Origin of the sequence: Mycobacterium sp. (assembly GCF_046330795.1) — a bacterium.
Classification (GTDB): Bacteria; Actinomycetota; Actinomycetes; order Mycobacteriales; family Mycobacteriaceae; genus Mycobacterium.
The window spans coordinates 553,318-567,211 of sequence record NZ_JAXLSA010000003.1 but is presented as its reverse complement, the minus strand read 5'-3'; the positions used below and the strand labels follow the sequence as shown (position 1 = coordinate 567,211).

Here is a 13,894-nt window from a genome sequence, read left to right as displayed (position 1 = left end):
GAGCGTCTACCGCTTGGCGAAAATTGTCCGGTGCCAACCCTTTTCTGCCGAACCCGTGATGTCGCTCATAACGTGCTTGATGGTCAGGTACTCCTCGAAGGAGTACTGACTCATGTCCTTGCCGAACCCGGAGGCGCCGACGCCACCGTGCGGCATCTCGGAGATGATCGGGATGTGGTCGTTGATCCACACGCAGCCGGCGTTGATCTCCCGTGACGCCCGCCCCGCCCGGTAGACATCGCGCGTCCAGGCCGAGGCCGCCAACCCGTAAACCGTGTCATTCGCCTGCCGAAGAGCGTCGTCGTCGTCGGTGAACGGCCGCACCGTCAGCACCGGGCCGAAGATCTCGTCGCGGTAGATCTCCGAGGTCTCGGCCACGTCGGCGATCAGCGTCGGCCGGTAGAACGCCCCCGGAAGATCCGGCGCCGAACCGCCGCACACGATGCGCCCACCCTGCGACGGCGCCCGCGCCACCATCCCCGCCACCTTGTCCCGGTGCGCCAGTGAGATCAACGGCCCGATGTCGGTGTCGGGATCGTGCGGATCACCGACGACGACCCGGGACATCACGTCACCCACGCCTGCCACGAAGTCGTCGTACACCTCAGCAGAGACGATCGCGCGGGTGGCTGCCGTGCAGTCCTGCCCGGTGTTGATCAGCGCTCCGGCGACGGCCCCCTGGATGGCGGCGTCCAGGTCGGCGTCGTCGAACACCACGAACGGCGCCTTGCCGCCGAGCTCGAGCTGCGTGCGGTGCCCGTGCACCGCGGCGGCGGCCATCACCCTGCGGCCCACCGCCGTCGACCCCGTGAACGTCACCACGTCGACGTCCGGCTGTCCGGCCAGCGCCGTTCCCACATCGGCTCCGGCGCCGGTGATCACATTCAGTACGCCGTCGGGCAGGCCCGCCTCCTTGGCGATGCGGGCCAACGTCAGCGTCGTCAAAGGCGTGATCTCGGCCGGCTTGATCACCACCGCACACCCGGCGGCCAGCGCCGGGATCACCTTCCACACCGCCATCTGCAGCGGGTAGTTCCACGGCGTGATGGTGGCGACCACCCCGACCGCCTCCCGCCGGATCGACGAGGTGTGGTCGCCGGAATACTCCGCGGTGGCCTTGCCCTCCAAATGCCGTGCCGCACCGGCGAAGAACGCGATGTTGTCGACACTGCCCGGGACGTCGAACTCCGTGGCCAGGCGCACCGGCTTACCGCACTGGGCCACCTCCTCGGCGATGAACGTCGCCGCGTTGGCGTCCATCAGCTCGGCCAGCTTCCCCAGCACCGCGGACCGGTCCGCCGGGGTGGCCCGCGACCACTCGGCGAACGCGGCCCGCGCCGAGGACACCGCGCGGTCGACGTCACCGGGGGTGGCCAGCGCCAGTTCGGCGACGACGGAGCCGTCCGCCGGGTTGATCACCCGGTGCGCGGGACCACCGGTCTGCACGGCGACCCCATCGATCCAGCTGCCGGCCAGCGATTTGTCCCGTACCGTTGCGGTCATGGGCCAACGCTAGCCCACCACGTCTGTACCAGCTACGCATTCCTGCGATCAGAGCCTGGATTACCGCTCATATTGATTGTTTAGGTTGCTTCGAACAACGGATTCCGTGCACAATCGACTGATGCCACAGCCGGCCGCCAATGGGTCGAATCCCCCCGCGATGCAGCTCGACGAGCTGTCGAAGGCGATCATCGAGAACCTGCAACAGGACGGCAGGCGCTCGTACGCCGGCATCGGCAAGGCCGTCGGCCTGTCCGAGGCCGCCGTCCGCCAGCGGGTCCAGCGGCTGATCGACTCGGGCGTCATGCAGATCGTGGCCGTCACCGACCCGATGCAGCTGGGGTTCGCCCGGCAGGCCATGATCGGCATCCGCTGCACGGGCGACACCCTGCAGGTCGCCGACAAACTGGCCGCCATCCCGTCCGTCGACTACGTCGTTCTGACCGCCGGTTCCTACGACGCCATCGTCGAGGTCGTCTGCGAGGACGACGACGACCTGCTCGCTCTCCTCAACACCAAGATTCGCGCAGTCCCCGGGGTGATATCAACCGAAACACTGGTCTACCTGAAACTCGTCAAACAGCAATACAATTGGGGCACGCGATGACCACTACTGAATCACGCCAACAACTTTCGGACAGTCTGTCCGCCAAGGCCGACCGCCACCTGTGGGGCCACTTCTCCCGCCACGGGCACGGGATCACACCGCCGATCATCACCCGCGGCGAAGGCACGTACATCTACGACGACACCGGCCGCAAGTACTTCGACGCGCTGTCGGGCCTGTTCGTCGTGCAGGCCGGACACGGCCGCGCCGAACTCGCCGAAGCCGCCGCCAAGCAGGCCGAGACGCTGGCCTTCTTCCCGCTGTGGAGCTACGCCACACCGTCGGCAATCGAACTGGCCGAACGACTTTCGACCTACACGCCGGGCGACCTGAACCGGGTGTTCTTCACCACCGGTGGCGGCGAGGCCGTCGAGAGCGCGTGGAAGCTGGCCAAGCAGTACTTCAAGATCACCGGCAAACCGGGCAAGTACAAGGTGTTGTCACGGTCGATCGCCTACCACGGCACGCCACAGGGCGCCCTGGCGATCACCGGGATCCCGGCGTTCAAGGCACCGTTCGACCCGCCGACCCCCGGCGGTTTCCGCGTGCCGAATACGAACTTCTACCGCGCACCCGCGCCCTACGACACCGACATCAAGGCGTTCGGCGACTACTGCGCCGACCGCATCGCCGAGGCCATCGAATTCGAGGGCCCCGACACCGTCGCCGCCGTCTTCCTCGAACCCGTGCAGAACGCCGGTGGCTGCTTCCCGCCGCCGCCGGGATACTTCCAGCGGGTCCGCGAGATCTGCGACGAGTACGACGTGCTGCTGGTGTCCGACGAGGTGATCTGCGCCTACGGCCGGATCGGTTCGATGTTCGCCTGCAACGAGTTCGATTACATCCCCGACATCATCACCAGCGCCAAGGGGTTGACGTCGGGCTATTCGCCGCTGGGCGCGATGATCGCCAGCGACCGGCTGTTCGAACCGTTCAACGACGGGAAGACGGTCTTCGGGCACGGCTACACCTTCGGCGGGCACCCGGTGTCGGCGGCCGTCGCGCTGGCCAACCTCGACATCTTCGAACGCGAGGGCCTCAACGACCACGTCAAGCAGATGGCCCCGGCGTTCCGGACCACCCTCGAGCAGCTCTACGAGCTGCCGATCGTCGGCGACATCCGCGGCGAGGGCTTCTTCTACGGCATCGAACTGGTCAAGGACCGCGCCACCAAGGAGACGTTCAACGACCACGAGTCCGAACGGCTGCTGCGCGGATTCCTGACCACCGCACTGTGGGAGGCCGGACTGTACTGCCGCGCCGACGACCGTGGCGACCCAGTGGTGCAGCTGGCTCCCCCGCTGATCAGCGGGCAGAAGGAGTTCGACGAGATCTACGGCATCCTGCACCGGGTGCTCGGCGAAGCCAGCCGGCTGCTGTAGCTCTTTCCTCGCGAGTGTGCAGCCATATGTAGATCGGTGCCCTCCAGATACACATGGCTGCACACTCGCGGACAATGGTCGAGCCACATTTGCAACATTAGTCACATCAGTCACAGCGTGGCTCCCGGATTTGGGGCGTCGGCGGCCCTAATCTGCACTCACGATGACGAGCTTCAGACGGGTGACCGAACGTGCGGTGGGCCTGAGCGCGGCCCTGTTCCTGCTGGCCAGCCCCGCGCTGGCCAGCGCCGACCCCGCCCCCGCGGCGCCGATCGACCCGTGCCCCTACAAGGTCAGCACACCCAAGGCCGTCGACGCGTCCGAGGTTCCCAAGCCCGGTGACCCCACCCCCGATCCGCTGGCGGTGCCGCTGAAGCCGGTCGGCGGGGATGCCCTGGGCGACTGCGGCATCATCGCGGCACCAAATACCCCGCCGGTCCCCGGCGACGTCTCGGCGGAGTCCTGGGTGGTGGCCGACCTGGACACCGGCGAGGTGATCGCCGCCAAGGACCCTCATGCGCGGCACCGGCCCGCCAGCATCATCAAGGTGCTCGTCGCCATGCAGGCGATCAACGAACTCAACCTGAACAAGATGGTGCCCGGCACCCAGGACGACGCCAACGCCGAGGGCACCCGGGTCGGCGTCGACGTGGGTGGCAACTACACCGTCAACCAGCTGCTGCACGGCCTGCTGATGCACTCCGGCAACGACGCCGCCCACGCGCTGGCCGCGCAACTCGGCGGCATGGACGTCGCGCTGGGCAAGATCAACACGCTGGCCAGCAAGCTCGGCGGCCGCGACACCCGGGTGGCCACGCCCTCCGGCCTGGACGGCCCCGGCATGAGCACCTCGGCCTACGACATCGGCCTGTTCTACCGGTACGCGTGGATGAACCCGACGTTCGCCGACATCGTCGCCACCAAGACGTTCGACTTCCCCGGTCACGCCGGTGAGGACGGCGACCACCCCGGCTACCAGCTCGAGAACGACAACAAGCTGCTCTACAACTACCCCGGCGCCCTCGGCGGCAAGACCGGCTACACCGACGACGCCGGCCAGACGTTCGTCGGCGCCGCCGAGCGCGACGGCCGCCGACTGGTGGCGGTGCTGCTGCACGGCACCCGCGAACCGATCGCGCCCTGGGAGCAGGCCGCACACCTGCTGGACTACGGCTTCGCCACCCCGCCCGGAACCCGGGTCGGCACGCTGATCGACCCCGATCCGTCGCTGCTGCCCAAGAAGGACGACCCCGCGGCCGCTTCCGCGCACGCGGCCCCACTGCTGCCCGCCATCGATGCCACCCCGGTGCGCGTCGGCGTCGCGGTGGTGGGCGGCGTCATCGTGTTCTTCCTGATGCTGGGCGCCCGCCAGGTCAATCGACGTAACCGCGGGACCGCCTGAGCAGGTCCTCCGCTCCGCGGGCCAGCTTGTCGAGCACCGCCGCAGCCGGCTCGGACGTGGTGGCCGAGCCAACGCCCTGCCCCGCGTTCACCGGCGTCGGGCGTCCCACGCTGTCGATCAGTACCCGCTCGGGAAGTGTTGCAGGCCAACGGTATTGCGCGGCCAGGTCGAACTGACGCGTGGTCATTGTGTCAACCGAACGCGCACCCAGCAATTGCCGGCGGGCGGGCTCGGGGGTCAGCGATTCGGCGCAGGCCGCAAAGGCGGTGCCGATCCAGGCGCCCGACGCACCGGCGGCCAGCACGGCGGCCAGGGCGCGCGGCGACGCGATGCCGCCGGCCGCCAGTACCGGCACCTCGACCGCGTCGAGCACCTCGGCCAGCAGCGGCAGGGTGCCGATCAGTGGCGCCCCGTGTCCGCCGCCCTCGAGGCCGCGCGCCACGATGACGTCGACGCCCGCATCGGCGGCTCGCCGGGCCGCATCCAGGTCCGCCACCTGGATCGCCGCGGCGCTGCCGGCGTCGTGCACCCGGGACACCCAGGAGTAGTCGTCGCCGAAGCTGACGCTGAGCAGGGTCGGCCGCGCCGCCAGCGCCGTCTCGAACAGATCCGGCCGGTCGGCCATCACCCAGTGCACCAACCCGACGCCGAACGGCCCGGTGTCGCCCAGCTGATCCAGCTCGGCGCGCAGACTTGAAACCGTTGCGGCACTGCCCATCCCGACCAGCCCCAGGCCGCCGGCCCCCGACACCGCGGCGGCCAGCCGGCCACCGGCGGCGCCGCCCATCGGCGCGTTGACGATCGGCACCCGCAGACCCAGCTGCCGGGACCACGGCGTGGAAATGCTCACCGGCCCCGCCGGAGTCGCGAAAGACCCAGCACGCCAACGGCTCCCGCCAGCACCGCGCCGGCCACCTGCAGCGGACCGAGTCCCGGGGCAACCCGGTTGTGGATGACGGCCGGTGGTGGCGGCGGCGGCCGCTCGGCCTCGGCAGCCCGCGGCGTGTCACTGGCCGTCGCGGCCCAGGCGGTGGAGAACAACACCAGGCGCGCGGTGATGTAGGCGAACACCATCAGGCCCAGCACCGGCCCGAACGTCGCACCTGCCGGGCCGGTGACCACCGAACGCAGGTAGATCGAACCGACCTGTTTGAAGATCTCGAAGCCGACCGCCGCGATCAGCCCGGCCCGGGCACTGCTGCGCCACGTCACCCTCTCGCGGGGCAGCCGCGCGATGATCCAGGTGAACAGCAGCCACGACACAGCCAGCGACATCACCTGCGAGACGATCGTCAAGAGCGTCGACAACGCCGACGTGTCGTGAATCCCGATCCAGCCCAACACCTTTTCCATCAGTGACATGTTGCCCAGCGCCGTGAGCACCAAGGTCAGCAGGATCGCGACGAACGTCGACACCAACATCATCGCGTCGGCGAGTTTGGCCCGCACGAATCCCGGCGACTCGCCGCGGTAGGTGCCCCACATCTGGCTCAGGGCCTCGCGCAGGTTGTTCATCCAGCCCAGCCCGGCCCAGAGCGCGGTGGCCAGGCCGATGATGCCGACGGAGGTGCGGGAGGCGATCGCCGAATCCATCAACTGCACGATCTGCTGTCCCAGGTCCCCGTTGATCACCGCCTTGATCCGGTTCTCGATCCGCTCGAGCAACTCGGGCCGCCCGGCCAGGACGAAACCACCGGCGGCGAAGCCGACCATCAGGATCGGGAACATCGCGAAGATGGTGAAGTACGTGATGCCGGCGGCGTAGAAGTCGCCCTTGCTGTCGTTGTAGCGCTGCTGGGCCCGCAGGACGTGGTCGAACCACGGCATTCGCGCCCGCACCCGGTCGAGGAAGCCGGGCTTGGCCGGGTCGGTCATCCAGTCTCCACGAATCGCGTCAGGACAGTTGCGGTAGGAACCCTATCCGCTCATATACCCGGTTCAGCGTCTTTGCAGACACCTCCCGGGCGCGCTGCGCGCCGGCCGCCAGCACCGCCTCGAGCTCGGCCGGGTCACCGACCAACTCGTCGACCCGGGCCTTGATCGGCGTGACGAACTCGACGACCGCTTCGGCGGTGTCCTTCTTCAGGTCGCCGTAGCCGCGGCCCTGGTAGCCGGTGACCAATTCGTCGATGCCGGTCCCGGTGACCGCCGACTGGATGGTCAGCAGATTGGAGACACCCGGCTTGGTATCGGGATCGAACCGGATGTCGCGATCGCTGTCGGTGACCGCCGACCGGATCTTCTTGGCCGTGCGGGCCGGATCGTCGAGCAGGCTGATCAGCCCGGCCTCGGTGGCCGCCGATTTGCTCATCTTGGCCGTCGGGTCCTGCAGGTCGAAGATCTTGGCGGTGGCCTTGGGAATCATGGCCTCGGGCACGATCAGGGTGTCACCGAAGCGCGCGTTGAAACGCTGGGCGACGTCGCGGGTCAGCTCGAGGTGCTGGCGCTGATCCTCCCCCACCGGGACCAGCTCGGCGTCGTAGAGCAGGATGTCGGCAGCCATCAGGACCGGATAGGTGAACAGCCCCACGGTGGTGGCGTCGGCCCCCTGTTTGGCGGCCTTGTCCTTGAACTGCGTCATCCGCGATGCCTGCCCGAATCCGGTGAAACAGCCCAGCGCCCAAGCCAATTCGGCGTGCGCGGGCACGTGGCTCTGGACGAACACGGTCGCCCTGGCCGGGTCGATCCCCAGGGCCAGGTACTGCGCGGCGGTCACCAGCGTGCGGTTGCGGAGCACCGCCGGATCCTGCGCGACGGTGATGGCGTGCAGGTCGACCACGCAGAAGTAGGCGTCGTACTCGTCCTGCATCGCCACCCACTGGTTGACCGCACCCAGCGCATTGCCCAGGTGCAGCGAGTCGGAGGTGGGTTGCGCGCCGGAGAAGACGACCTGTTTGCTCATGATCGGCCCATCTTTTCATGTGCGACCGAGCCACCCCGCATCTGCTCAGCACTCCCCGACCCGAATCCCGGGTGGACCTCGCAGCCACCCTGAACAGATGGGTGGGCCGGCGATTGCTAGCCGAACTGCACCGTCACCGGTGCGTGGTCGGACCACCGCAACGCGTACGCGGCGGGACGTTCTGTCTCGGCGGCGACGACGCGCGCGGCCAGGCCCGGCGTCACCAGGTGGTAGTCGATGCGCCAGCCGGCGTCGTTGTCGAAGGCCTGACCCCGCCACGACCACCAGGCATACGGTCCGGCCACGCCGGGATGCATCTGCCGCACCACATCCACCCAGCCGGTGGCCAGCACGTCGCTGAGCCACTGACGCTCCTGTGGCAGGAACCCGGCCTTCTTGACGTTGCCCTTCCAGTTCTTGATGTCGGCCTCGGTGTGCGCGATGTTCCAGTCACCGCACAGGACGGCCTCGGTGCCGGCGGCCAGCAGCTGCTCCATCCGCGCGGCCACGGCGGCCATGAACCGTTCCTTCTCGAGCTGCCGGTCGGTCTCGGCCTCGCCGGTCGGGAAGTACACACTGGCGATCGTCACCCCCGCGGTTTCCACCTCGAGGTAGCGGCCATGTGCTTCGAATTCAGCCGCACCACAACCGATCCGCACACCGTCGAACGGTGTCCGCGACAGCACCGCCACGCCGTTGCGCCCCTTGACGTGCGGGACCGCCGACTCGAGGTGCCACCCGTCGGCCAGCGCGGGCGCCAGCGCCTCGGCGATCTGCGCGTCGTCGGCGCGAGTCTCCTGCAGACACACCACATCGGCCCGGGTGGTCTTCAGCCACGCCAACAGACCGAGGTTGTCCGTGGAGCGCTCCTTGACCGCCGCGCGGATGCCGTTGACGTTGATGGTGGTGACGATCACGGACCGACCCTATCCAGAGGGTCCGACGCATCTGCCGCCCAGCGTGCGCGTCGGTCCGCGACACGCCGTCGCGACACGGACCTTTGCGCACCCTCGCGGGATTGGCCGGGCGATCATCCAGTACCGCCGGTACTGGATAACCGGTACAGTCGGTCGCATGGCGATTCTGCGCGACCCCATTCACCTGGGCTCCGGCGAACCCGTCCTTCTGCTGCACCCGTTCCTGTGCTCCCAGCAGGTGTGGACCAACGTGGCCCCGAAGATCGCCGGCACCGGCCGCTACGAGGTCCACGCACCGACCATGGTCGGCCACCACGGCGGTCCGCGAGCCGGCACGTTCCTGCTGGACACCCATGTCTTCGCCGACGACATCGAACGCCAGCTCGACGCGCTGGGCTGGGAAACCGCCCACATCGTCGGCAATTCCCTGGGCGGCTGGGTGTCCTTCGAACTCGAGCGCCGCGGCCGGGCCCGCACGCTGACCGCGATCGCCCCGGCCGGCGGCTGGAGCGACCTGTCACCGGTCAAGTTCGAGATCGTCACCAAGTTCCTGCTCGGTGGACCCGTCCTGCTGGCCGCCCGCTGGCTGGGCCCGTTGATCCTGCGCCTGCCCTACGCCCGGCGCGTGGCGACCTGGCCGATCAGCGGTCCGGCCGACGGCCCGCCCGAGGACGAACTGCTGATGACCATCGAGGACGCCACCCACTGCCCGGCCTACGTCCAGCTGCTGATCAAGTCGCTGCTCGCGCCGGGGCTCAAAGAACTCGCCCAGTCCAAGGCGCCCGTGCACTTCGTCACCTGCGAATACGACCGGGTACTGCCGCATCCGCGGTTCAGCCGGCACTTCCACGAGCATCTGCCCGCCGTGGAGAAGATCACCCACCTCGACGGCGTCGGGCACATCCCGATGCTCGAGGCGCCCGATCTGATCGCCGGGCTGATCACCGAATTCCTCGACGCGCACAGCACTCCGCATCCGCAGGAGCGGCACGCCTGAGCTGCGTTCCGACAACTCGTTGGCAGTGCACCGCCGGGGTGCGATACCCTGGGTGCCGGTCATGAGCGCCAGCGTCAAGCCCCGGCTCGCTGGCCGGCAACCCTCCAACCGCGGTGGGGTGCCCCGGGTGATGACCAGGTTGAGCAGCTTCACTGCTGCACGGCAAGCGCGGGTCCGATGGACGGGCCCCTGACCTGGAGGGCCTCATGAGTGCTGACAACCCAACCATCGACTGGTCGTTCGAGACCAAGCAGATCCACGCCGGACAGTCCCCGGACTCCGCGACCAATGCGCGGGCGCTGCCGATCTACCAGACCACGTCGTACACCTTCAACAACACCGACCACGCCGCGGCGCTGTTCAGCCTGGCCGAACCGGGCAACATCTACACCCGCCTGATGAATCCGACCACCGACGTCGTCGAGCAACGCATCGCGGCGCTCGAGGGCGGCGTCGCCGCGCTGTTCCTGTCCTCCGGGCAGGCCGCCGAGACGTTCGCAATCCTCAATATCGCGGGCGCCGGAGATCACGTCGTGTCCTCACCCCGGTTGTACGGCGGCACCTACAACCTGCTGCACTACACGCTGCCGAAGCTCGGCATCGAGACCACCTTCGTCGACAACCCGGACGACGTCGACTCGTGGCGCGCCGCCGTGCGGCCGAACACCAAGGCGTTCTTCGCCGAGACCATCTCGAACCCCCAGATCGACATCCTCGACATCCCCGGGGTCGCCGGCGTCGCCCACGACAACGGGGTGCCGCTGATCGTCGACAACACCATCGCCACGCCCTACCTGATCCAGCCCATCGCCCACGGCGCCGACATCGTGGTCCACTCGGCGACCAAGTACCTGGGTGGCCACGGTTCGGCCATCGCCGGGGTGATCGTCGACGGCGGAAACTTCGACTGGACGGCCAGCGGCCGGTTCCCCGGATTCACCGAACCGGACCCCAGCTACCACGGCGTGGTGTTCGCCGACCTCGGGGCGCCCGCCTACGCGCTGAAGGCCCGGGTGCAGCTGCTGCGCGACCTCGGTTCGGCCGCTTCACCTTTCAACGCCTTCCTCATCGCGCAGGGGCTCGAGACGCTGAGCCTGCGTATCGAACGCCATGTCGCCAACGCCCAGCGGGTCGCCGAGTTCCTCGAAGCCGCTGACGGTGTGCTGAGCGTCAACTACGCCGGACTGCCGTCGTCGCCGTGGCACCAGCGGGCAAAAGAACTGGCGCCCAAGGGCGTCGGTGGCGTGCTGTCCTTCGAGCTGGCCGGCGGAGTGTCGGCGGGCAAGGCGTTCGTCGACGCGCTGACACTGCACAGCCATGTCGCCAACATCGGCGACGTGCGCTCGCTGGTCATCCACCCGGCGTCCACCACGCATCAGCAGCTCGCCGCCGAGGAGCAGCTGGCCAGCGGCGTCACCCCCGGCCTGGTCCGGCTGGCCGTCGGCATCGAGGGAATCGACGACATCCTGGCCGACCTGTCGTGCGGCCTGGCGGCCGCCAGAGCCGTTGCCCCCCAGGCAGTGACGGCCAGTTGAGCGAGCCTGACATGACCATCTCGCAAGATCGCGCCACCACCGTGGCGCTCCCCGCCGAGGGCGAAACCGGGATCATCGACATCGGCCCGCTGACACTCGAGAGCGGTGCGGTCCTCGACGACGTCAGCATCGCCGTCCAACGCTGGGGCGAGCTGTCCCCCACGCGCGACAACGTCGTCATCGTGCTGCACGCATTGACCGGCGACTCGCACGTCGTCGGCCCGGCCGGTCCCGGCCACCCGACCGAGGGCTGGTGGGACGGCATCGCCGGCCCCGGCGCTCCGATCGACACCACCAAGTGGTGCGCCATCGCCACCAATGTCCTGGGCGGCTGCCGCGGCTCGACGGGGCCCAGTTCCCTTGCGCGCGACGGCAAGCCGTGGGGTTCCCGATTTCCCGCCGTGACGATCCGCGACCAGGTTGCCGCCGACGTGGCCGCCCTGGCCGCACTGGGCATCGACCAGGTGGCCGCAGTGATCGGTGGCTCCATGGGCGGTGCCCGCGCGCTGGAATGGGCAGTCGGACATCCCGATTCGGTCCGCGCGGCCCTCGTGCTCGCCGTCGGCGCCCGTGCCACCGCCGACCAGATCGGCACCCAGTGCACCCAGATCGCGGCCATCAAGGCCGACCCGAACTGGCAGGGCGGCGACTACTACGACACCGGCAGCACGCCGGACGCGGGCCTGAAGATCGCCCGCCAGTTCGCGCACCTGACCTACCGCGGTGAACTCGACCTCGACGAGCGGTTCACCAACGACGCCCAGGGCGACGAGAACCCGCTCGACGGTGGGCGCTACGCCGTGCAGAGCTACCTGCAGCACCAGGGCGACAAGCTACTGACCCGCTTCGACGCGGGAAGCTATGTGGCGCTGTCGGATTCGCTGTCCAGCCACGACGTGGGCCGAGGACGCGGCGGCGTGGCGGCCGCGCTGCGCGCGTGCCCGGTGCCGGTGGTGGTCGGCGGCATCACCTCCGATCGGCTCTATCCGCTGCGTCTGCAGCGCGAGCTGGCCGAGCTGCTGCCCGGCTGCGACCGGCTCGACGTGATCGAATCCGACTGCGGCCATGACGGTTTCCTGATCGAGACTGATGCCGTGGGCGAGCTGGTTCGCCGCACCCTCGAGCTGGCCGACCGGTGAGCGATCGCTCCCTGTCCTTCGGCGCGCAGGCCGCCGCCTACGAACGGGGCCGTCCGTCGTACCCGCCGGAGGCCATCGACTGGCTGCTGCCCGCCGGCGCGCGCGACGTGCTGGACCTGGGCGCCGGGACCGGCAAGCTCACCACCCGGCTGGTGGAACGCGGCCTGAACGTCGTGGCCGTCGACCCGATCGCCGAGATGCTCGAGGTCCTCAGCCATGCTCTGCCGCAGACGCCGGCACTGCTGGGCACCGCGGAGGAAATCCCGTTGCCCGACAACAGTGTCGACGCGGTACTGGTGGCACAGGCGTGGCACTGGGTCGATCCCGAACGCGCAATCCCCGAGGTCGCCCGGGTGCTGCGGCCCGGCGGCCGCCTCGGTCTGGTGTGGAACACGCGCGACGAACGGCTCGGCTGGGTGAAGGATCTGGGCCGGATCATCGGGCCCGAGGACGACCCGTTCAGCCACAAGCTGTCGTTGCCCGCGCCGTTCACCGAACCCGAACGGCTGCACGTCGAGTGGACGAATTACCTGACGCCGCAAGCGGTTGTCGATCTGGTGGCGTCGCGCAGCTACTGCATCACCTCCCCGACCGACGTGCGCACCCGGGTGCTCGACGAGGTACGCGAACTGCTCGCCACGCATCCCGCCCTGGCGCAGGCCACGGGTGTGGCGCTGCCCTACATCACGGTGTGCATCCGGTCGACGCTGGGCTAGCCATTGAGCAGCCGCGCCTTCGCGGCCGTGAATTCGGCGTCGCTGAGCTGACCGCTGGCGTGCAGATCGGCCAGCTTCTGCAGCCCCGTTGCCACCGAATCATCCACCGGCGCAGTGAAATTGCCCCAGTCCTGCGTCGTGAACGTCGACTCTGCGGCCGGCCCGGCTTCCCCGTCGACGACCTCGAACCGGTTCGGGTTCATCGGGTCCACCCGCAGGTTGAACCGGTCACCGGGATCGGGAATGTTGCCGAACATGAACGTCCCCGAGTACTTGGCCTCGTACGGCGCCACGCCGTCGGACCGTTCGATCCGCAGCTGCATCGTGCGCCGGATGTAGGCGTTGTTGATCACCATGTTCATGATCGGCTGTTTGACGCTGAGCACCACGCCGACGGCCGGGACGCCATGCTGCTCGAGATCTTTCTGCGCGACCGACGACCGGTACATCCACCAGGCCTGGCCGCCGACCAGCACCGCCACCAGCAGCGGATAGAGAAGCGAGAACGGGGCCGACCAGTCGACCGCCCACGGCGCGAGCGAGGCGATGAACCAGCCGATCATGTTGTCGCGGCCGGTGAGTCTGCTGGCCCACATGAACGCGGCCAACTGCGCCAGGTAGCCGACGATCCAGACGATCATGATCGACCCGGTGATGTTGCCCATCAGGTCGAGTCCACCGAACGCGACCACCAGCATCCCGGGCAGGATGGCCAGCGCCCACCACAACGTCAACGCGAGCGGCAGTTTGCGATCCCCCGTCATCGGCGCAGGCTAACCCGGCGAGCTGGGAAT

13 protein-coding genes and 1 riboswitch are annotated in these 13,894 nt (G+C 68.7%); of the genes, 7 read left to right on the top strand and 6 right to left on the bottom strand.

All coding sequences use genetic code 11. The annotated features are described in order from the left end of the window. Positions 1-6 precede the first annotated feature (6 nt). The gene (locus U0R18_RS14165; protein ID WP_526369329.1) at positions 7-1,503 is read right to left on the bottom strand and encodes an aminobutyraldehyde dehydrogenase; all 1,497 of its coding nucleotides are present in this window, start codon (positions 1,501-1,503) and stop codon (positions 7-9) included. A 121-nt stretch (positions 1,504-1,624) separates the two neighbouring features. Here U0R18_RS14165 and U0R18_RS14160 point away from each other — a divergent pair, with 121 nt between their 5' ends. The 3 genes from U0R18_RS14160 to U0R18_RS14150 all read left to right on the top strand — a co-directional run bounded on the left by U0R18_RS14160 (position 1,625) and on the right by U0R18_RS14150 (position 4,894). Beyond that, positions 1,625-2,110: an Lrp/AsnC family transcriptional regulator gene (locus tag U0R18_RS14160; protein ID WP_526369327.1), complete on the top strand. Its 486-nt coding sequence runs from the start codon at positions 1,625-1,627 to the stop codon at positions 2,108-2,110. Then, a complete protein-coding gene (locus U0R18_RS14155) occupies positions 2,107-3,492 on the top strand; it encodes an aspartate aminotransferase family protein (protein ID WP_526369325.1) in 1,386 nt (461 codons plus the stop codon). The genes U0R18_RS14160 and U0R18_RS14155 overlap by 4 nt, the downstream gene beginning before the upstream one ends. A gap of 163 nt (positions 3,493-3,655) precedes the next feature. Next, positions 3,656-4,894 (top strand): D-alanyl-D-alanine carboxypeptidase family protein, encoded by a 1,239-nt coding sequence (locus U0R18_RS14150; protein ID WP_526369323.1) that lies wholly within the window; start codon positions 3,656-3,658, stop codon positions 4,892-4,894. Here the strand turns inward: U0R18_RS14150 and U0R18_RS14145 are convergent. The 4 genes from U0R18_RS14145 to U0R18_RS14130 all read right to left on the bottom strand — a co-directional run bounded on the left by U0R18_RS14145 (position 4,866) and on the right by U0R18_RS14130 (position 8,713). Continuing rightward, positions 4,866-5,744, bottom strand: coding sequence for a nitronate monooxygenase (locus U0R18_RS14145; protein WP_526369321.1), 879 nt, complete (start codon positions 5,742-5,744; stop codon positions 4,866-4,868). The two genes, U0R18_RS14150 and U0R18_RS14145, sit on opposite strands and share 29 nt — an antisense overlap. After that, entirely contained in the window at positions 5,741-6,769 is a 1,029-nt protein-coding gene (gene yhjD / locus U0R18_RS14140; RefSeq protein ID WP_526369319.1) for an inner membrane protein YhjD, read from the bottom strand. The genes U0R18_RS14145 and yhjD overlap by 4 nt, the downstream gene beginning before the upstream one ends. Positions 6,770-6,788: 19 nt before the next feature. Further along, a complete protein-coding gene (gene trpS / locus U0R18_RS14135) occupies positions 6,789-7,796 on the bottom strand; it encodes a tryptophan--tRNA ligase (RefSeq protein ID WP_526369317.1) in 1,008 nt (335 codons plus the stop codon). Between the two features lie 116 nt (positions 7,797-7,912). Further along, complete coding sequence (locus tag U0R18_RS14130; RefSeq protein WP_526369315.1) at positions 7,913-8,713, bottom strand: exodeoxyribonuclease III; 801 nt, start codon at positions 8,711-8,713, stop codon at positions 7,913-7,915. A gap of 157 nt (positions 8,714-8,870) precedes the next feature. Between U0R18_RS14130 and ephH the strand changes: the two genes are divergently transcribed. From ephH to U0R18_RS14110, 4 genes are all read left to right on the top strand, one after another. Then, entirely contained in the window at positions 8,871-9,710 is an 840-nt protein-coding gene (ephH, locus tag U0R18_RS14125) for an epoxide hydrolase EphH (RefSeq protein WP_526369313.1), read from the top strand. Positions 9,711-9,767: 57 nt separating this feature from the next. Continuing rightward, positions 9,768-9,885, top strand: a riboswitch (SAM riboswitch). A 31-nt stretch (positions 9,886-9,916) separates the two neighbouring features. Continuing rightward, positions 9,917-11,245, top strand: a complete 1,329-nt coding sequence (locus U0R18_RS14120) for a bifunctional o-acetylhomoserine/o-acetylserine sulfhydrylase (RefSeq protein ID WP_526369311.1) — start codon at positions 9,917-9,919, stop codon at positions 11,243-11,245. Between the two features lie 11 nt (positions 11,246-11,256). After that, positions 11,257-12,384: a homoserine O-acetyltransferase MetX gene (metX, locus tag U0R18_RS14115; protein ID WP_526369309.1), complete on the top strand. Its 1,128-nt coding sequence runs from the start codon at positions 11,257-11,259 to the stop codon at positions 12,382-12,384. Beyond that, on the top strand, positions 12,381-13,100 hold the full coding sequence (locus U0R18_RS14110; RefSeq protein WP_526369307.1) for a class I SAM-dependent methyltransferase: 720 nt from the start codon (positions 12,381-12,383) through the stop codon (positions 13,098-13,100). The genes metX and U0R18_RS14110 overlap by 4 nt, the downstream gene beginning before the upstream one ends. Here U0R18_RS14110 and U0R18_RS14105 read toward each other — a convergent pair. Next, positions 13,097-13,864 carry an SHOCT domain-containing protein gene (locus U0R18_RS14105; RefSeq protein WP_526369305.1) on the bottom strand — a complete coding sequence of 256 codons (768 nt, stop codon included), beginning with the start codon at positions 13,862-13,864 and terminating at the stop codon, positions 13,097-13,099. The two genes, U0R18_RS14110 and U0R18_RS14105, sit on opposite strands and share 4 nt — an antisense overlap. Between the last annotated feature and the right edge of the window lie 30 nt (positions 13,865-13,894).